17 protein-coding genes and 1 pseudogene are annotated in these 17,845 nt (G+C 71.7%); 8 read left to right on the forward strand and 10 right to left on the reverse strand.

The features are described from left to right. Positions 1 to 71: 71 nt before the first annotated feature. The 3 genes from CCN35_RS25495 to CCN35_RS25505 all read right to left on the reverse strand — a co-directional run bounded on the left by CCN35_RS25495 (position 72) and on the right by CCN35_RS25505 (position 3,927). Positions 72 to 650, reverse strand: coding sequence for a TerD family protein (locus CCN35_RS25495; RefSeq protein WP_067390370.1), 579 nt, complete (start codon positions 648 to 650; stop codon positions 72 to 74). Between the two features lie 174 nt (positions 651 to 824). Beyond that, positions 825 to 2,993, reverse strand: a complete 2,169-nt coding sequence (uvrB, locus tag CCN35_RS25500; protein WP_067390367.1) for an excinuclease ABC subunit UvrB — start codon at positions 2,991 to 2,993, stop codon at positions 825 to 827. Between the two features lie 40 nt (positions 2,994 to 3,033). Further along, positions 3,034 to 3,927, reverse strand: a complete 894-nt coding sequence (locus tag CCN35_RS25505; RefSeq protein WP_067390365.1) for an MHYT domain-containing protein — start codon at positions 3,925 to 3,927, stop codon at positions 3,034 to 3,036. A 319-nt stretch (positions 3,928 to 4,246) separates the two neighbouring features. Here CCN35_RS25505 and CCN35_RS25510 point away from each other — a divergent pair, with 319 nt between their 5' ends. Beyond that, positions 4,247 to 5,122, forward strand: coding sequence for a glycerophosphodiester phosphodiesterase (locus CCN35_RS25510; RefSeq protein ID WP_067390362.1), 876 nt, complete (start codon positions 4,247 to 4,249; stop codon positions 5,120 to 5,122). Between the two features lie 105 nt (positions 5,123 to 5,227). Beyond that, positions 5,228 to 5,779: a methylated-DNA--[protein]-cysteine S-methyltransferase gene (locus CCN35_RS25515; RefSeq protein WP_067390359.1), complete on the forward strand. Its 552-nt coding sequence runs from the start codon at positions 5,228 to 5,230 to the stop codon at positions 5,777 to 5,779. A gap of 16 nt (positions 5,780 to 5,795) precedes the next feature. Here CCN35_RS25515 and CCN35_RS25520 read toward each other — a convergent pair whose 3' ends face one another. Both CCN35_RS25520 and CCN35_RS25525 read right to left on the reverse strand, forming a co-directional pair. Further along, on the reverse strand, positions 5,796 to 6,611 hold the full coding sequence (locus tag CCN35_RS25520; protein ID WP_067390356.1) for an ABC transporter permease: 816 nt from the start codon (positions 6,609 to 6,611) through the stop codon (positions 5,796 to 5,798). Continuing rightward, positions 6,608 to 7,570 carry an ATP-binding cassette domain-containing protein gene (locus tag CCN35_RS25525; RefSeq protein ID WP_067390353.1) on the reverse strand — a complete coding sequence of 321 codons (963 nt, stop codon included), beginning with the start codon at positions 7,568 to 7,570 and terminating at the stop codon, positions 6,608 to 6,610. The genes CCN35_RS25520 and CCN35_RS25525 overlap by 4 nt, the downstream gene beginning before the upstream one ends. 85 nt (positions 7,571 to 7,655) lie before the next feature. Here CCN35_RS25525 and CCN35_RS25530 point away from each other — a divergent pair, with 85 nt between their 5' ends. Further along, positions 7,656 to 8,414, forward strand: a complete 759-nt coding sequence (locus CCN35_RS25530) for a TetR/AcrR family transcriptional regulator (RefSeq protein ID WP_067390350.1) — start codon at positions 7,656 to 7,658, stop codon at positions 8,412 to 8,414. A gap of 82 nt (positions 8,415 to 8,496) precedes the next feature. Here the strand turns inward: CCN35_RS25530 and CCN35_RS25535 are convergent, their stop codons facing one another. Then, positions 8,497 to 8,946, reverse strand: a complete 450-nt coding sequence (locus CCN35_RS25535) for a VOC family protein (protein ID WP_067390347.1) — start codon at positions 8,944 to 8,946, stop codon at positions 8,497 to 8,499. Positions 8,947 to 9,061: 115 nt separating this feature from the next. Here CCN35_RS25535 and CCN35_RS25540 point away from each other — a divergent pair, with 115 nt between their 5' ends. Then, complete coding sequence (locus tag CCN35_RS25540) at positions 9,062 to 9,856, forward strand: pseudouridine-5'-phosphate glycosidase (RefSeq protein ID WP_079129570.1); 795 nt, start codon at positions 9,062 to 9,064, stop codon at positions 9,854 to 9,856. Positions 9,857 to 9,912: 56 nt separating this feature from the next. On the opposite strand, the gene CCN35_RS25545 is transcribed toward CCN35_RS25540, so the two are convergent. Further along, positions 9,913 to 10,545 (reverse strand): nucleoside/nucleotide kinase family protein, encoded by a 633-nt coding sequence (locus CCN35_RS25545; protein ID WP_067390775.1) that lies wholly within the window; start codon positions 10,543 to 10,545, stop codon positions 9,913 to 9,915. Between the two features lie 127 nt (positions 10,546 to 10,672). Between CCN35_RS25545 and CCN35_RS25550 the strand changes: the two genes are divergently transcribed. The 3 genes and pseudogenes from CCN35_RS25550 to CCN35_RS25560 all read left to right on the forward strand — a co-directional run bounded on the left by CCN35_RS25550 (position 10,673) and on the right by CCN35_RS25560 (position 14,808). Then, entirely contained in the window at positions 10,673 to 12,163 is a 1,491-nt protein-coding gene (locus CCN35_RS25550) for a glutamate synthase subunit beta (RefSeq protein ID WP_086794492.1), read from the forward strand. A 185-nt stretch (positions 12,164 to 12,348) separates the two neighbouring features. Beyond that, positions 12,349 to 13,766 (forward strand): annotated as a pseudogene (locus CCN35_RS30305) (pentapeptide repeat-containing protein). Positions 13,767 to 13,959: 193 nt separating this feature from the next. Continuing rightward, complete coding sequence (locus CCN35_RS25560; RefSeq protein WP_245863472.1) at positions 13,960 to 14,808, forward strand: SMP-30/gluconolactonase/LRE family protein; 849 nt, start codon at positions 13,960 to 13,962, stop codon at positions 14,806 to 14,808. 249 nt (positions 14,809 to 15,057) lie between these two features. Here the strand turns inward: CCN35_RS25560 and CCN35_RS25565 are convergent, their stop codons facing one another. The 3 genes from CCN35_RS25565 to CCN35_RS25575 form a co-directional block, all read right to left on the reverse strand. Beyond that, positions 15,058 to 15,894, reverse strand: coding sequence for an SAM-dependent methyltransferase (locus tag CCN35_RS25565; RefSeq protein WP_067390341.1), 837 nt, complete (start codon positions 15,892 to 15,894; stop codon positions 15,058 to 15,060). Between the two features lie 105 nt (positions 15,895 to 15,999). Then, positions 16,000 to 16,236 carry a DUF397 domain-containing protein gene (locus CCN35_RS25570; RefSeq protein WP_067390338.1) on the reverse strand — a complete coding sequence of 79 codons (237 nt, stop codon included), beginning with the start codon at positions 16,234 to 16,236 and terminating at the stop codon, positions 16,000 to 16,002. Then, positions 16,237 to 17,097, reverse strand: a complete 861-nt coding sequence (locus CCN35_RS25575; protein WP_067390336.1) for a helix-turn-helix domain-containing protein — start codon at positions 17,095 to 17,097, stop codon at positions 16,237 to 16,239. A gap of 232 nt (positions 17,098 to 17,329) precedes the next feature. On the opposite strand from CCN35_RS25575, the gene CCN35_RS25580 reads away from it, so the two are divergent. Beyond that, positions 17,330 to 17,845: ATP-binding protein (locus tag CCN35_RS25580; protein ID WP_086794494.1), on the forward strand; the 516-nt coding region annotated here is incomplete at its 3' end.

The following is a 17,845-nucleotide window of genomic DNA, read 5'->3' on the forward strand; positions in this document are numbered from 1 at the left end:
AGATGTGTATAAGGAACAGGCCGTCGTCGCCCTCCCCTCCCCCGGTGCCGGATGGATGCCTGGAGGGACGCCTACAGGTGCGGCAGGATGACCGGGATCAGGTTCTGGAAGGTCCGGCCGTTGGCGGGGACACCGAGAGCCGTCATCGTCCAGGCACCGCCCACGCGGTGCACCTTCGCCATGATCTGGGCGGTGTAGTTGCCGCCGCCCGCGAGGGTGTAGCGGGCGAGCTCCTGGCCGTTGGTCTCGTCGACCAGGCGGCAGAAGGCGTTCTGCACCTCCTGGAACGTCTGGCCCGTGAAGGAGTTCACGGTGAAGACGATCTGGTCGATGCGGGCCGGTACGCGCTGCAGGTCCACGAGGATCGCCTCGTCGTCGTCGCCCTGGCCGGCGCCGCCGACCAGGTTGTCGCCGGTGTGCCGCACCGAGCCGTCGTCGCTCACCAGATGCTGGAAGAAGACGACGTCGACGGGCTGCTTGCCGGCGAACAGCACGGCGGAGGCGTCGAGGTCGATCTCGCGTGTGCGCCTGCCGAACAGGCCCCGGCGGGGCGCCGCCTGCCAGCCGAGTCCCATGCGGACCGCGGTCAGGCTGCCGCCGTCGCCCTTCTGCAGACTGATGGCCTGACCCTTGGTCAAGTTGACGGTCACGGCTGCTTCTCCTCTCGGACGGCTCCCCTGGCGCCGCGGGCCCCACGGCTCTTTCCGGGAGCCTATGCAGGGACGCGGACGTCGTCGCACGCCGATCCGCGTTTTGTGGCGGTCCTGCGACACAGCGCATCCGGTCCGCGCCCCTGCCGGCCCCCGTCGTCGCACAGTGCGGAGTCAGGCCAGGCCCGCCTCCTGCATCTGGCGCAGTTCCTTCTTCATCTCCGCGACCTCGTCCCGCAGCCGGGCCGCGATCTCGAACTGCAGATCGGCCGCGGCGGCACGCATGCGTGCCGTCATCTCCTCGATCTGCGCGGCGAGTTCGGCCGCCGGCCGGTCGGTGGGCGCTTTCTCCTTCGCCTTCTTCGCCCTGCCGCGGGAGGACGGGACCGGGTCGGCGGCACCGGCGCCCTTCGCCCCCTTCCCGGCGGGTGCCGGTACGGGAGTCCTCGTGCCCCTGCCGTCCTTCCTGCCCTTGCGGTATCCGGTGCCGAGCAGCTGCTCGGTGTCGACCTCCTCGCGGGCGATCTGCGCGACGATGTCGTTGATCTTCTTGCGCAGCGGCTGCGGATCGATGCCGTGGGCCTTGTTGTACGCGATCTGCTTCTCCCGGCGGCGGTTGGTCTCCTCGATGGCCTTCTCCATCGCCGGGGTGATCGTGTCGGCGTACATGTGGACCTCGCCGGAGACATTGCGCGCGGCGCGGCCGATGGTCTGGATGAGCGAGGTGCCCGAGCGCAGGAAGCCCTCCTTGTCGGCGTCGAGGATCGCCACCAGGGACACCTCGGGCAGGTCCAGGCCCTCGCGCAGCAGGTTGATGCCGACCAGGACGTCGTACTCGCCGCTGCGCAGTTCGCGCAGCAGCTCGACCCGGCGCAGGGTGTCGACGTCGCTGTGCAGATAGCGCACCTGGATGCCGAGTTCCTGGAAGTAGTCGGTCAGGTCCTCGGCCATCTTCTTGGTGAGCGTGGTGACCAGGACCCGCTCGTCCTTCTCCACGCGCTTGCGGATCTCGTGCACCAGGTCGTCGATCTGCCCCTCGGTGGGCTTGACGACGACCTGGGGGTCGACCAGGCCGGTGGGGCGGATGATCTGCTCGACCTGACCGCGGGAACGCGACAGCTCGTACGGCCCCGGGGTCGCCGACAGGTACACCGTCTGGCCGATGCGCTCCAGGAACTCCTCCCACTTCAGCGGGCGGTTGTCCAGGGCGGAGGGGAGCCGGAAGCCGTGCTCCACGAGGGTCCGCTTGCGGGAGGCGTCGCCCTCGTACATCGCGCCGATCTGGGGGACGGTGACGTGCGACTCGTCGATGACGAGCAGGAAGTCCTCGGGGAAGTAGTCCAGCAGCGTGTGGGGCGGGGTGCCCGGCGCGCGGCCGTCGAAGTGCAGCGAGTAGTTCTCCACGCCGGAGCAGGTGCCGATCTGGCGGAGCATCTCGATGTCGTACGTGGTGCGCATGCGCAGCCGCTGGGCCTCCAGCAGCTTGCCCTGCTTCTCCAGTTCGGCCAGGCGCTCGGCCAGCTCCTTCTCGATGCCGTTGATCGCCCGCTCCATGCGTTCGGGGCCGGCGATGTAGTGCGAGGCCGGGAAGACGTACAGCTGCTGCTCGTCGCTGACGATCTCGCCGGTGACCGGGTGGAGCGTGGACAGCGCCTCGATCTCGTCGCCGAACATCTCGATGCGGACGGCCAGTTCCTCGTAGACCGGGAAGATCTCGACGGTGTCGCCGCGCACCCGGAAGGTGCCGCGGGTGAAGGACACGTCGTTGCGCGTGTACTGGATGTCCACGAAGCGGCGCAGCAGTTCGTCCCGGTCGATCTCCTCGCCGACCCGGAGCGGGACCATGCGGTCCACGTACTCCTGCGGGGTGCCCAGGCCGTAGATGCAGGAGACGGAGGCGACCACGACGACGTCGCGGCGGGTGAGCAGCGCGTTGGTCGCGGAGTGGCGCAGGCGCTCGACCTCCTCGTTGATCGAGGAGTCCTTCTCGATGTAGGTGTCCGACTGGGGGACGTAGGCCTCGGGCTGGTAGTAGTCGTAGTACGAGACGAAGTACTCGACCGCGTTGTGCGGCAGAAGTTCGCGGAACTCGTTGGCCAGCTGGGCGGCCAGGGTCTTGTTGGGCGCCATGACGAGGGTCGGGCGCTGGAGCTTCTCGATCATCCACGCGGTGGTGGCGGACTTGCCGGTGCCGGTGGCGCCGAGCAGGACGACGTCCTTCTCGCCCGCCTGGATGCGCCGGACGAGTTCGTCGATGGCCTGGGGCTGGTCGCCGCTGGGCTGGTAGGGGCTGACGACCTTGAAGGGTGCCACCGTGCGTTCGATGTGAGAGACGGGCCGCATGACATCCACCGTACGACCCGCCACCGACAACGGGTCCCGGTCAGCGGTTCTGCGGCGTGCGGAAGCGTGCGCGGACCGGGCCGCGGCGCGGGGCGCGGGCCGGTGCGCGGCGGATGCGGGACGGCGGGCGGCGGGCGGTGTGGGAGACGAGCTCGCCGGCCGGGACGCCCGGCTTGCGCTCGGCGGGGATCCGGGCGGCCCCGCCCGTGACCATCCGGTGGTCGAACAGGACGACGGCCCCGGCGAGCAGCAGGAAGGAGAGCGGGCCGGCCAGCATCGGCACGAGCAGGGCGGCCGGTGACTCGCCGGCGGCGGGGGTGCCGCCGGTGCCGTGCAGACGGACGCTGACGGCGGCCATGCCGGTGTAGTGCATGCCGCTGGCGGCGAGGCCCATGGCCAGGCTGCCGCCGACGCTCCACAGCGGCCCCCTGTCCTGTCCGGCCGCCCAGAGGGCGGCGGTGGCGGCGACGACGGCGACGACGACGGAGGCGGCGACGACGAGGGTGTCGTACTCCAGGGTGCCGTTGAGCCGCATCGCCACCATGCCCAGGTAGTGCATGGTGGCGATGCCCAGGCCGGTGATCGTGCCCCCGGTGAACAGCGCGGAGCCGGTCGTCCCCCGGTAGCCGACGATGAAGATCCCCACGCCCACCATGACGACGGCCGCGGCCAGGCTCGCGTACGTCGTCGCCCGGTCGTAGTGGACGGGTGCCTCCTCGACGGTGAAGCCGATCATCGCCACGAAGTGCATGCTCCATATGCCGGAGCCGGTGGCCGCCGAGGCCAGGGCGAGCCAGCCGGGGCGCCAGGAGCCCGCGACCAGCAGGGCGCGGGTGGTGCAGTGCAGGCCGAGAGCTCCCCCCAGACAGGCCATGAGGCAGGCCACCACCGGGGTGACCAGCCCGTAACTGAATCCGTCGACCGTGCCGTGCATGTGCGGATGCCCTTTCCGCCTTCCCGCGTCCCGGAATACCTGATGCGCCCCCGTCCAGGACCGCCGCGCGGTCAGGGCTGACGCGAGAGTACGACTCCCCCGGACCGGCCGAACGGTTCTGCGGCAAAGAAACACGGCCTCGCCGCAGATGTGTGCCAACGGTGGGCACACAGAAGTCAATCGCATGCACACACGTCCTCCACGCCGCCCCGCGTGTCGTCGTACGTGCTGTCCTGCGTGTTCTCCGTACGTTCGGGTCTTGTTGACGTTCCGCTGCCAGTCTGGTGCTGTCAGTGATTCCCTGTCGCGAGGAGTACGCATGCGCATGCGTGCAGTTGCCGCACTGGCCGCCGCACTGCTGGGGGCCGTCCTGATGGTGCCCGCCTCCGAGGCACGGGCCGCCGAACCCCGGGAACGGACCCCCGTGGTCGTCGCCCACCGGGGCGCCTCCGCCTATGCCCCGGAGAACACCCTGCCCGCCGTCGACAAGGCCGCCGCACTCGGCATCACCTGGGTGGAGAACGACGTGCAGCGCACCAAGGACGGCCGGCTCGTGGTGATCCACGACGACAGCCTGGCACGGACGACCAACGTCGAGGAGGTCTTCCCCGACCGGGCGCCGTGGAAGGTGAAGGACTTCACCGCCGCGGAGATCGCCCGCCTGGACGCGGGCAGCTGGTTCTCCCCCGCGTACGCGGGCACGCGCGTGCCGACGCTGGAGCAGTATCTGCGCCGGGTCGAGCGCAACCGCCAGAAGCTGCTGCTGGAGATCAAGAATCCCGAGCTGTACCCGGGCATCGAGCAGCAGATCCTGAAGGAGCTGGCCAACGAGGGCTGGCTCGACCGGCGGCATCTGGCGGACCGGCTGATCGTGCAGAGCTTCGGCGCGGACAGCGTGCGGACCGTGCACGAGCTGAAGCCCGCCGTCGTCACCGGTTTCCTCGGCCGTCCGGCCGAGACGGAGCTGAAGAAGTACGCGGCCTTCGCGGATCTGATCAACCCGTCCCACGGGACGCTCTCCGCGGACTATGTGAAGGCCGTCCGCGCCCACACCGGACCGCACGGCAGGCCGCTGGGGGTCTTCACCTGGACGGTGAACGACGCCGCCCGTGCCCGGACCGTCGCCGGGTACGGCGTGGACGGAATCATCACGGACACGCCGGACGTGGTGCGGGAGGCGCTCGGCGGGTCGTGAGCGTCCCGCCCGCGAGGCCGTGAGCGGGTCCCGTCCGCACCGCCGCGAAAGCGGACCCGGCGCAACGGGGGGGGCGTTGTCGGTGAGGGGCCGTACTGTCGTCCCATGGACAGCCACGAGCGCAGCGAACAGGCCGTGTGGGCCGTCGTCGGCACCGGCATCGGCCCCCTGTTGCTGGCCGCGACCCGCAAGGGCCTGGTCAACGTCGTCTTCCACGCCACCGGCGCGGTACGGGACCGGGCGCTGGCCCGGCTGGCGTCCCGGCTGGGCGGGGAGCCGGCCGAGGAGCCCGGCTCCCCGCTGCTCGCGGAGCCGATACGCCAGGTCCGGGCGTACTTCGCGGGCGAGCGGCGCGACTTCGCCCTGCCCCTGGACTGGTCGCTGAGCTCGGGCTTCAACCGGCAGGTGCTGCGCGCGCTCGCGACGACCGTGCCGTACGGCACGGTCGTCGGGTACGGCGAGCTCGCCGAGCGGGTCGGGCAGCCGGGGGCCGCGCAGGCGGTGGGCGCGGCGATGGGCTCCAATCCGCTGCCGGTGGTGGTGCCGTGCCACCGGGTGGTCGAGAGCGACGGGGGCATCGGCGGATTCGGGGGCGGCCTGGAGACCAAGCGGAGGCTGCTCGCACTGGAGGGAGTGCTGCCCGAGCCGCTGTTCTGACGGCGCCCCCGCGCGCCTACGCGCCCAGTTTCCGGAACCTGCGGACCGCCAGGGGCAGGAAGACCAGGGTCAGCACCGCCGGCCACACTCCCGCCATCAGCAGCGCGTGCTGCTCGACCCATGAACCGCCGCTCCCGGCCGGCGTCCCGAACAGCTCACGGGTTGCCGTCGCCGTCGACGAGATCGGATTCCAGACCGCCACGAAGCCCAGCCAGTCGGGCATGAGCCGGGGCGCGACGAAGACGCTGGAGATCATCGCCAGGGGGAACGCCGCCCCGAACAGTCCGCCCGCCGCCTCCGGATCGGGCACCAGCAGGCCCAGCCACACACCGGCCCAGACCAGCGCGAACCGCAGCCACAGCAGCAGCCCGAAGGCGGCGAGAAAGCTCCAGCCCCCGTCCGGTCTCCAGCCCATGGCGAACGCGGTGAGCATCATGATCCCCAGCTCGGCGCACCCGACCAGCAGGTCGGTCCCCCCGCGTCCGGCCACCACGGCCGACGAGGCCATCGGCATGGAGCGGAACCGGTCGATGACCCCCTTGGTGGAGTCGTGGACCACGAGGGTCGCCGTGTTGATGAAGCCGAACGCCATGGTCATCACGAACATCCCCGGCATCAGGAAGTCCTTGTAGTCCCCGCCGCCGGGCACCCGCATGGCGCCGCTGAAGACATAGCCGTACAGCAGGACGGACAGGATCGGGAAGCCCAGCTGCCAGGCAATGGAGGCCGGCCGGCGGCGGTAGTGGGTCAGGCCGCGGCGCACCATGTTCCAGCAGTCGGCGAGCAGCCAGTACGCACGGCCGTGCTCGGGGGCGATGTCCAGGGTGCTCATGCGGCTTTCTCCGTCTCCGTGCGATGTCCGGTCAGGCGCAGGAAGACGTCGTCGAGGCTCGGCCTGCGCAGTCCGATGTCCTCGACACGGACCCCCTCGTCCCGCAGCGTCCGCGTCACGTCGGTGAGCGCGGCCACCCGGTCAGTCACCTGGGCGTGCACCCGCAACTCGCCCTCGTCCGCCTCGGGCTCGCCCTCCGCCACCCGGGCGACGGCCTTCATCGCGTGCGGGATCTCCGCCCGTTCGGTGACGACGATCTCGATGCGGTCGCCGCCGATCCGCGCCTTCAGGCCGTCCGGGCTGTCGTCGGCGATGGCTCGCCCCTGGTCGATGACGGTGATGCGGGAGGCGAGCCGGTCGGCCTCCTCCAGGTACTGCGTGGTCAGCAGCACCGTCGTACCGTCCTCCACCAGCTTCCTCACCGACTCCCAGACCTCCCTCCGGCTGCGTGGATCGAGACCGGTGGTGGGCTCGTCGAGGAAGAGCACGTCCGGGGCGAGGATCATGGAAGCGGCGAGGTCGAGGCGGCGTCGCATGCCGCCGCTGTAGCCGTCGACGCCTCTGTCCGCGGCGTCGGTCAGATCGAACCGTTCCAGCAGTTCGGCGGCACGGAGCCGGGCCCGTCTGCCGCCCAGATGGAACAGGCGGCCGAACATCTCCAGGTTCTGCCGGCCGGTGAGCACCTCGTCCACGGCCGCGTACTGGCCGGTGAGCCCGATGCGGGCGCGCACCTCGCGCGGCCGGCGGGTCACGTCGAAACCGGCCACGGTGGCGCGCCCTCCGTCCAGGCGGGTGAGCGTGGCCAGGATCCGGACGGCCGTGGTCTTGCCGGCGCCGTTGGGCCCGAGCAGTCCGTGCACGGTGCCTCTGCGGACGGTCAGGTCGAAGCCGTCGAGGGCGCGCTTGTCGCCGTACCGCTTCTCGACCGCCTCGGCCCGCACGGCGTGTTCGTCGGTCATGGGTCCCCCTTCCGGTAACCGAGTACACCGTACTCGATTGCGCGTACAGCGTACTCAGTTTTTTCTCCGGAACTAGACTCCCCCCATGACCAGCAGTGCGGACACCAGCGGCAGCGGTAACGTCGTACGCACCCTCGAGCTGCTGTGGGACACCGGCCGACGCCCCAGCCGCGGACCCAAGCCGGGGCTGACCGTGGACCGGATCGTGGAAGCGGCCATCCGGATCGCGGACATGGAGGGTCTGGAGGCGGTCTCGATGCGCCGCGTCGCCGCCGAACTCGGCACCGGCGCCATGTCCCTGTACCGCTATGTCCCCGGCAAGGCCGAGCTGCTCGCCCTGATGCTCGACCGCGTCCAGCGCCCGGCGGAGAAGCTGGCCGACGCCGGCGACGGCACCTGGCGTTCCACGCTGGAGGCGCTGGCCCGCTCCACCCTCGCGCTGTACCGCCGCCACCCCTGGCTGCTCGGTGTGCACCAGTGCCATGCGCTGCTCGGCCCGAGCGCACTGGACACCATGGAGAAGGTGCTCTCCCTCATCCGGCCGATGGGCCTGAGCGACCCCGAGCTGGTGTCGGTCATCGTCATGATCGACAACTATGTCGTCGGGGCCGCGCGCACCCAGGCCTACCAGGAGGCGGCGGAGCACAGCTCGGGCATGACGACCGCCGACTTCTACGCCGCCCAGGCACCGCTCCTGGAGAAGATCATGGCGACCGGCCGCTACCCCGTCCTCGCCTCGCTCGCCGAGGACACCTGGAGCCCCTCCTTCGACCACTTCGAGTTCGGGCTGCAGCGGATCCTGGACGGGCTCGAAGTGCTCGTCGAGCGGCGCGGCGGGTCGTGACGGGCCGGGGAGAAGTCCGTCTCCGGCGAGGCGGCCGTGTCCGGTCACGGTGCCCGGCGAACGGCCGTGACCAGGGCTTCCCCTAAAGCTCCTGGCCGGATCCCCAGTCGTAGTGCCGGGCCTCGAGGACGTTCCCGTCGGGGTCGCGGAAGTAGAAGCTGCGTCTGGCGTGGCCGCGTGCCCCGTAGGCGTCGTGGGAGAGGCCGGTCACGGGGACGCCGTGCTCCTGGAGGCGGGCGCGCAGGGCGTCGAAGGCGGCGGCGGGCAGGGACAGGCAGACGTGGTTCACCGGGTGGCCCGCGCTGTCGGCGGCGCCGGGGAGCATGTCCATGCCGTGCGCCCGGTCGCGCGGGGCGAGGTCGAGGATCGTCTCCTCGTTGAGGCGCACGGAGGGGAAGGAGACCTCGCCGGCGGCGAACTCGTCCACCCGCAGCGGCTCCAGGCCGACGGCCTTCTCGTAGAAGCCGGCGGCGGCGATCGGGTCCCGTACCCACAGGACGACGTGGTCGAGGCGCGGCCTGCTGTCCGTCATGCCTTCCAGGCTGGTGCCGCACGGTGCGGGCCGCAAGGGTGCGGCCGGGTGCACGACCCGCCAGGGATGAGGGGAGCGACGGAGGACGAGGAGCACGACGGCAGGAGGCAGACACGTGCTGGTGGTGTCCGAAGAGGTGCGGGAGGCGCTGGCCGCGCGCCGTCCCGTGGTGGCCCTGGAGTCCACGATCGTCGCGCACGGGCTGCCCCGTCCGCACGACCTCCGGGTGGCGCTGGAGCTGGAGGAGGCGGTGCGTCAGGAGGGTGCCGTACCGGCGACGATCGCCGTGCCGGACGGGCGTTTGCACATCGGCCTGGACCGAAAGCGGCTGGAGCGGGTCACGGGCGCGGAGGGCATCCGCAAGCTGGGCCACCGCGATCTGCCGCTCGCCCTGGCGGTGGGGGCGAGCGGGGCGACGACGGTGTCGGCGACGGCACAGCCGGCCGCGACGGCGGGGATCCGGGTGTTCGCCACGGGCGGGCTCGGCGGAGTGCACCGGGAGTGGACGGCCGCCCAGGACGAGTCCGCCGACCTGCGGCTGCCGGCGCGGACGCGGATCACGGTGGTGTGCGCCGGGGTGAAGTCGATCCTGGACGTGCCCGCGACCCTGCAGCGGCTGGAGACGCTGGGGGTCGCGGTGGCGGGGTACGGCACGGACCGGTTTCCCGGGTTCCGTCTGTCCGACTCGGGCCATCCGGTGGACTGGACGCTGCGCACACCGGAGGAGGTGGCCGCGGTGATGCGCGCGCAGGACGCGCTGCGGGGACCGGAGCCGGCGCTGATCGTCGCCCACCCCGTGCCAAAGGAGGAACAGCTGGACCCCGAGCTGCACGCGCGCGTGCTCGCCGAGGCGTTGCGGGGGAGTGCGCGGCCGGCGGCTCGGACCGCGAAGGCGTGGGTGCGCAGGTGACGGCGGAAAGCCGGCGGGGTCCCGTCCGCCGGCCGGGCCCGGCCTCCGGCGCGGTCTCAGCCGCTCCAGGCCGGACGGCGCGGGTCGTCCGCGCGCACCAGGACGTCGGCGGTGCCGGCCGGATCGGCCTCGGCCTCGTAGCGGGCGAAGGCGGGCAGGGTCCAGTGCTCCTCCTCGGGGGTGCGGCGGCGCAGGGCGCCCGGGGAGAGGAGGATGTGGACGGTCAGGTCGAAGGGGAACCAGTGGCGCAGCAGAAGGGGGCCGTGCATCAGGAGCAGGGCGCCGGGCGGCAGCCGGACGTAGGGGCTGCGGGTGGCACGGTCGGTGACCGGGTCCCACAGGTCGGGCAGGACGCGGCCGTCGCCGCCGGGTTCCAGGGGGCCGAAGACCTCGCGCCACAGGGCGCCGGTGTCGAACCAGCCGTCGTAGTAGGAGTCCACGTCCCGGCGGCCGTGTTCCAGGCGGACGGAGGCCGGGCGCAGGAAGCCCTCGGCGCCGACGACCAGTGAGGGACGGCCGAGCGGGCGCAGCGCCTCGGCGACGCGGGCGGCGAGGTCGCCGGGGCGGGCGGCGGGGGCGCCGTCGAAGGCGACGCGCGGCCAGGGACTGCCGTCGCCGGGCTTCAGCTCCAGCAGCCGTTCGGCGAGGCGGTCGGCGAGCCGTTCCCAGGTGATCGCGTGAAGGCGCACACCGTCCATGATGCCCTCCACGGCGCGGCGGACCGTGTCCCGCGGAGGTCCGCGCGGGCGCTGCGTGCGGCCCGCCGCCGTCGTATCGTGGCCGGAAAGAGGTGGTGCCCAGGCAAGGGGGACGGCCATGGCCGATCCCAAAGGTTTCATGACCACGCCCCGGCGGGAGTGGCCGCGCCGGCCGATCGAGGAGCGGGTGCGGGACTGGCGCGAGGTGTATGTGCCGGGCGGACTGCCGCCGATCATCGCCAAGCAGGCGGACCGGTGCATGAACTGCGGAGTGCCGTTCTGCCACCAGGCCTGTCCGCTGGGCAACCTGATCCCCGACTGGAACGACCTGGTGTCCCGGGAGGACTGGCGCGCGGCGAGCGACCGGCTGCACGCGACCAACAACTTCCCCGAGTTCACGGGGCGGTTGTGTCCGGCACCGTGCGAGGCGGGGTGCGTGCTGGCGATCAACCAGCCGGCCGTCACCATCAAGAACGTGGAGTGCGCGATCGCCGACCGGGCGTGGGAGGAGGGGTTCGTCCCGCCGCAGCCGCCGGAGTGGCTGTCCGGGCGGTCCGTCGCGGTGATCGGTTCGGGGCCGACGGGGCTGGCCGCGGCGCAGCAGCTGACCCGGGCGGGTCACACGGTCGTGGTGTACGAGAGGGACGACCGGCTCGGCGGGCTCATGCGGTACGGCATCCCCGAGTTCAAGATGGAGAAGCACCATCTGGAGCGGCGGCTGGAGCAGATGCGGGCCGAGGGGACGAAGTTCCGCACGTCCGTGGTGGTCGGACAGGACGTGGGGGCGGCCGAGCTGCGGACGCGCCACGACGCCGTGGTGATCGCCACGGGAGCCACGGCGTGGCGTGAACTCCCGGTCCCCGGAAGGGAGCTGTCCGGGATTCACCAGGCGATGGAGTATCTCCCGGCGGCCAACCGGGTGTGCGAGGGGGACTTCGAGGACTCCCCCCTGTCCGCCGCCGGCCGGCATGTCGTCATCATCGGCGGCGGGGACACCGGGGCCGACTGTCTGGGCACGGCGATACGGCAGGGCGCCGCGTCCGTGACCCAGCTGGACATCTACCCCCAGCCGGGCACGGAGCGCGACGAGGAGACCGAGCCGTGGCCGACGTATCCGAAGGTCTACCGGCTGTCGCCCGCCCACGAGGAGGCGGGCGCCCTGCGCATGGCACCCGCCGCGGATGCCGACGCACGGCTGTTCGCGGCGTCGACGTTCCGCTTCACCGGTGACGCCGAGGGGCGGGTGCGCGAGGTGCACCTGATGGAGGTCGACGCGCAGCGCCGCCCCCTGCCGGGCACCGAGCGCGCACTGCGCGCCGACCTCGTCCTGCTGGCGCTGGGCTTCTCCGGCCCCTCCCAGGAGGACGGTCTGATCGCCCAGCTGGGACTGGAGCTCACTCCCCGGGGCACCCTCGCCCGCGACCGTTCCTTCGCGACCAATGTCCCCGGTGTCTTCGCCGCCGGCGACGCGGCCCGCGGCCAGTCCCTCATCGTCTGGGCGATCGCCGAGGGCCGTGCGGTGGCGGCCGCCGTGGACCACTACCTGACCGGCGCCCCCTCCCGCCTCCCGTCCCCGATCGGCCCGGACGACCGTCCCCTGAGGGTCTGACGACCGCCCCTGAGGGTCCGGCGACCGGTTTGAGGCCGGCAGGTCCCAAGGCCGGCAACCGTCCGGCCGTGTCCGGTCGCCCTTCGGATGTGTCACACCCGAGCCACGCACCCTCCCCTGCTCCGCCGGAGTGACCGCACTGCGGTCACGGCGCCACCGCGGACGATCCGGTCGGCTGCCGTGGCATCCACGTCCCCGGCCGCACCGCCTGCCTCGCCCATCTGACCGAGGCCGACCGCGAGGCCTACCTGGCCACCCTGTCCCCCGGCGCCGACATCGACCACCGCGGCACCCCGTTCACCGAGGACCTGCTGGACCGGCTGCTCACCGCCCTGCGCGACCCCGCCACGGGAAACCCCTGTCTCGGCGACGCCCGGTTCGTCTCGGCCGTCTTCCAAGGCGACGCCCAGTTCGTCTCGGCCGCCTTCCAACGCACTCCCTGGTTCGACTCGGCCGCCTTCCAAGGCGACGCCTGGTTCATGAGGGCGGTGTTCAAGCGGCCGGCCAGTATCGGGCCATTGGTGTGCGCCGAGCGGCTGATGCTGTCCGAGGCGGTGTTCGACGGCCCGACGACCCTCGCGCTCGCCGCACGCCGCCCGGAGTGCCGGCGGACCCGCTGGTCGTCGACGGCCGAACCGCGGCTGCGCCACGCCACGGTGGACTTCTCCCACGCGGTCTTCGAGTACCCCCTCACCATCGCCGCGGAGCCCAGGCCCTTTCTTCGCCCGGGCGGGCAGACGGTGGAGGAGGACGCTCTGGCCGGCTCGCCCGGCGCCGAGGTGCGGCTGGCCTCGTTGCGCGGGGTGGACGCGGCCCGTCCGGTCCTCGCCGACGTCGATCTGTCGCAGTGCCTGTTCACCGGCACGGTGCATCTGGACCAGGTGCGGCTGGAGGGCGCCTGCTCCTTCGGCACGGTTCCGTCCGGCACGCACTGGGTGCGCCGGCGTCCGGTACGGTTCACGCCGCGTCGCACCCTGGCCGAGGAACGCTGCCGGCGGGCGCGCAGACCGGCGGCGGTCCGGGGCTGGAACGCCGAGGTGTCCGGCGCCGAACACGTCGGGCCGGCGCAGCTGGCCCCGGTGTACCGGGCGCTGCGCAAGGCGTTCGAGGACAGCAAGAACGAGCCGGGGGCGGCCGACTTCTACTACGGCGAGATGGAGATGCGCCGCTACGACCGCATCAACACCCTCGCGCCGAACGCGGACTGCCGCACGCCCACTGGATGCTGTCCGGCTACGGTCTGCGCGCCCTGCGCGCCCTGGGCTGGCTCGCCGCCGCCATGCTTCTGACCGTCGTGCTGCTGATGGGCTTCGGGCTCCCGGAGGACGACCCGAAGCAGGAGGCGACCGGCACCGTGCCGCCCGGCGGAGGCAGGGTCACCTTCGAGATCGACAAGAAGGACCCGCAGAACCCCACCGGGGACAGGTTCACCGGCGAGCGCTTCGAGAAGGCCCCGAACGTCACGCTCAACTCGGTGGTGTTCCGCTCCAGCGGACAGGACCTGACCACCGCCGGCACCTACGTCGAGATGGCGTCCCGCATGACCGAACCCGTCCTTCTGGGCCTGGCGGTCCTGGCGATCCGCAACCGCGTCAAGCGCTGACGGCGGGCGGCGGGGTGCGCGGGGCCGGGGTGTCGGAGAGCATCGAAGGAGCAGCGGTTCGCACCGCCCGGGCCGGCCGAGGAGTCCGCCGGACGCCGGGACGGCGGGCGCCGGCACGGCGGGACCGCCCGGCGGGAAGCGGTCCGCCTGCGCCCCGCGCGATGCCCGCCCCGGAGGGCGTGCCGGGAAGAAGGTGACGACGGTGAAGGTCGAGCAGGTCACCGAGCCGGTCACGTACCACGGTGAGGGGCCGGTCTGGTCCGACGCGTGGGGCGGTCTTCGATGGCTGGACATGCTGGCGGGGGACGTGCTGTCGTTCGCCCCGGACGGATCCGTGGCACGGCGGCACATCGACACCGTGGTCGCCGCGGTCCGGCCCCGGCGGCGCGGCGGCGCCGTGCTCGGTGTCGAGCGCGGCTTCGCCCTCGAGGGCACGGACGGAAAGGTGGCCTTCCTGGACCCGCTGTGGAGCGATGAACGCGTCCGGATGAACGAGGGGGGCTGCGATCCGGACGGGCGGTTCTACTGCGGCTCCATGGCCCACGGCCTCCGGCAGAGGGCCGGGGCCGTCCACCGTCTGGACCCCGACGGCTCGACGACGGTCGTCCTCGACGGCGTGACGGTCTCCAACGGCCTCGACTGGAGCCCCGCCGGGGACCGCGCGTACTACGTCGACACGGTGACCGGCCGTGTCGACGTGTTCGACTACGACCGTGGGGGCGGGCTGCGCGGACGGCGCCCGTTCGCCGTCACCTCGGGCAGCCCGGGCGGGTTGACGGTCGACGCGGAGGGCGGTGTGTGGGTCGCCCTGTACGGCGGCGGCTCGGTGCACCGGTACGCACCGAACGGCGCCCTCGACGGGATCGTGGCGCTCCCGGTCACCAAGGTGACGGCGTGCGCCTTCGGCGGTCCCGGGCTCGACCGGCTGTTCGTCACGACCTCGCGCGAGCATCTCGCTCCCGGTGCCGAGCCGGAGGCGGGCGCGCTGTTCGCCTGCGCCCCGGGAGTCAGGGGCGTGCCCGTCCGGGGGTTCGCCGGCTGAGCGGTGCCGGTGTCACCGCACGCCGGTGCTCCCGCGCCTTTGCGTCCCCGCAGGCCCGCCTCCCCGCAGGGCCGGTGGCCTCTCACGCCCGCGTCCCCGCGGGCCCGAGCCTCCGTGGGTGGCCCGGACGGTGCCCCGGCCCCTCGGGGAAGCGGGCACCCGGCAGGCCCGAAGCGGCCCACCGGGTGCCCGATGTGTTCCTTCCGAGGTTCCTTCCGCTGTTCCTCGCGGATGGTCCTTCCGCCGTTCCTACGGCTTCCGGCCCACCGCCCCGTAGCCCGGGATCACTCCGTCGTCCTGGCCCGGGACCGGCTCGCCGAGCTCCGGGCGCCACTTGTGGACGACCGCGATGCCCGGCTCCACCAGTTCCAGCCCGTCGAAGAAACGGGTGAACTCCTCGCGGGAGCGCAGGGCCAGGGTGACCCCCGCGCCCTTCAGCTTCGCCGTCGCCTCCTTCGACTCCTCGGGAGTGAAGTCGGCGGTGGCGTGGGTCATCACCAGGTAGCTGCCGGACGGAAGGGCGTCGAGGAGACGGGCGACCAGCCCGTGGGCGTCGTCCTCGTCGGGGATGAAGTGGAACAGGGCGATCATGGAGAGGGCCACGGGCCTGGTGAAGTCCAGGACCTTGCGGGCGCCCTCAATGATCGTCTCCGGGTCGCGCACATCGGCCTGGAGGTACTCCGTGACCCCCTCGGGCGTGCTGCGCAGCAGGGCCGCCGCGTGGGCCAGCACGATGGGGTCGTTGTCGCAGTAGACGACGCGCGCATCGGGCGCGATCGCCTGGGCGACCTGGTGGAGGTTCGGCTCGGTCGGGATGCCGGTGCCGATGTCCAGGAACTGCCGTACGCCCTGTTCGGTCAGCCACCGCGTGGCCCGGTGCATGAACGCGCGGTTGACCTTGGCCATCACCGGCACCCTCGGTTCGAGGGCGACCATCTGCCGGCCCATCTCCTCGTCGACGGGGTAGTTGTCCTTGCCGCCGAGGTACCAGTCGTACATCCGCGCGGGGTGCGGCTTGCTGGTGTCGATCACGAGCCCGTTGCCGGCCCCGGGACCGGTCTCGGTCTCGTTCTCATGTGCGGTCATACGGCACCCCTTAAACATCCGAGAAAGAAGGCAATCATGAGCAAGTCTGCACTGAAAAAAGGAAGTTGAGCATCAAGCAATACTCAGGACAGTCAGGTGGGGCAGTCAGGTGAGCAGGAAGTCCGCCACCCCCGCCTTCGCGCCCTCGATGAACGCCGTCATCTCGTCCGCGGTGTAGATGAGCGCCGGCCCGTCCGGGTCGGTCGACTGACGGACCGCGATGCGGCCGTCGGCCAGTTTCATCGCCTCCAGGCAGTTGCCCCCGTTGCCACCGCTCCACGGTTTGTGCCAGCCCTCGGTTCCCAACTCCCGGGCGGGCATGCCGTTGTAGATGCGTTTCATTCAGAGCTCCTTGCGAAGATCCCGGAGGATCTTCTTCGTGCGATGTGCTGTGGCGGCCTGTGCCGCCATGCGGTCCATGACCTCGAGGTGGGTCGCCACCTCCGGGCGCGCGTCCAGGTAGACGGCGCCGGTCAGGTACTCGCTGTAGACCATGTCCGGCAGTTCGGGCATGGCAAATCGGAACAGCACGAAGGGCCCGTACGTGCCCGGGTGCGGCCCCGAGGAGAACTGGGCGATCTGGAGCGTCACATTGGGCAGCTCCATGGCCTCGAGCAGCTTGTCGATCTGCGCCCGCATCACCTCGGGGCCGCCGACCGGACGGCGCAGCGCGGTCTCGTCCATCACCGCCCAGAACCTGGGCGCGTCGGGGCGGGTGAGCAGCTCCTGGCGTCGCATGCGCAGCGCGACATGACGCTCGATGTCCTCGGGGCTGGTCTGGCCGACGGCCCCGGACTTGAGCACTCCGCGCGCGTAGTCCTCGGTCTGCAGCAGGCCGGGCACGAAGTGCGGCTCGTAGGACCGGATGAGCGTGGCGGCGCCCTCCAGGCTGACGTACATCGAGAACCAGCTCGGCAGGATGTCGTGGAAGCGCTGCCACCAGCCGGGACGGTTGGCCTCCTCGGCGAGCTGCACAAAGGCCTCGGCCTCGTCGTCGGGAACGCCGTACGCCTTCAGCAGCATGTGCACATACGGGATCTTGAGGGCGACCTCGGCCATCTCCATGCGGCGTACGGTCGCGGGGGCGACGCGCAGGATGCGCGCGGCCTCCTCGCGCTTGAGCCCCGCGCGTTCCCGCAGGTCCATCAAGCGCCGGCCGAGCACGACCTGTCCGACGGTCGGCGCGGACCGCGGCTCGCTCACACTTCACCTCCACGACTCGGGGACGGCCCCGTGGAGCCGTATCGACGGTTCGTTCCAGGGGCCGAGCACGGCTCCTTGCGCTCCCGGACGGCTGCCGGGTGACCCCAAGGCGTTCCCAACTGGCGTCCTTCGACGCGCTGTTGCGTGCAGTGTGCCATGACCTGTCACTGCGTCATACAGCACTCTGCAATTTTCAGAGTGCCACTTGCCAAGTGTTCACGGCGGGGAGATAGTGACAAGCGTGATTCCGTCCCCGCCCTTAGGAACAGCCACGTCCGCGAGCCCCCAGGGCCTCGGCGTCCCCATGGGAGCGGGCCTCGGCGAGGCCGCTTCCCTCCGTCGGTTCCGCTTCGAACTGGCGGCGCACCCTGGTTCTCCCGCCCAGGCCAGGCGCCTGACCAGAGCCCGGCTGACCGGCTGGTCCGTGTGCGAGGACACCTGCGAGACGGCGGCCCTGGTGATCTCCGAGCTGGTCACCAACGCCGTTGTGCACACCGCGAGCAACCAGATCGTGTGCGAGCTTCAGGACGGCAAGGACCTGGTGCGCATAGCCGTGCGCGACGAGGGATGCGCACCGGGCGAGCCTCATCCGTCGCCCAAGCTGCCGGAGGAGGAGCACGGGCGGGGGCTGCTTCTCGTCGACGCGCTGTGCCGGGCCTGGGGGGTGCAGGAGTACGACTCCGGCCTGGTGGTGTGGGCGGAGGTTCCCCGCGGATCCGCTTCCACGCGGGACGCGTCTTCCGCACGG

This window comes from Streptomyces thermovulgaris (assembly GCF_002155915.1).
In the GTDB taxonomy this organism is placed as follows: domain Bacteria; phylum Actinomycetota; class Actinomycetes; order Streptomycetales; family Streptomycetaceae; genus Streptomyces; species Streptomyces thermovulgaris.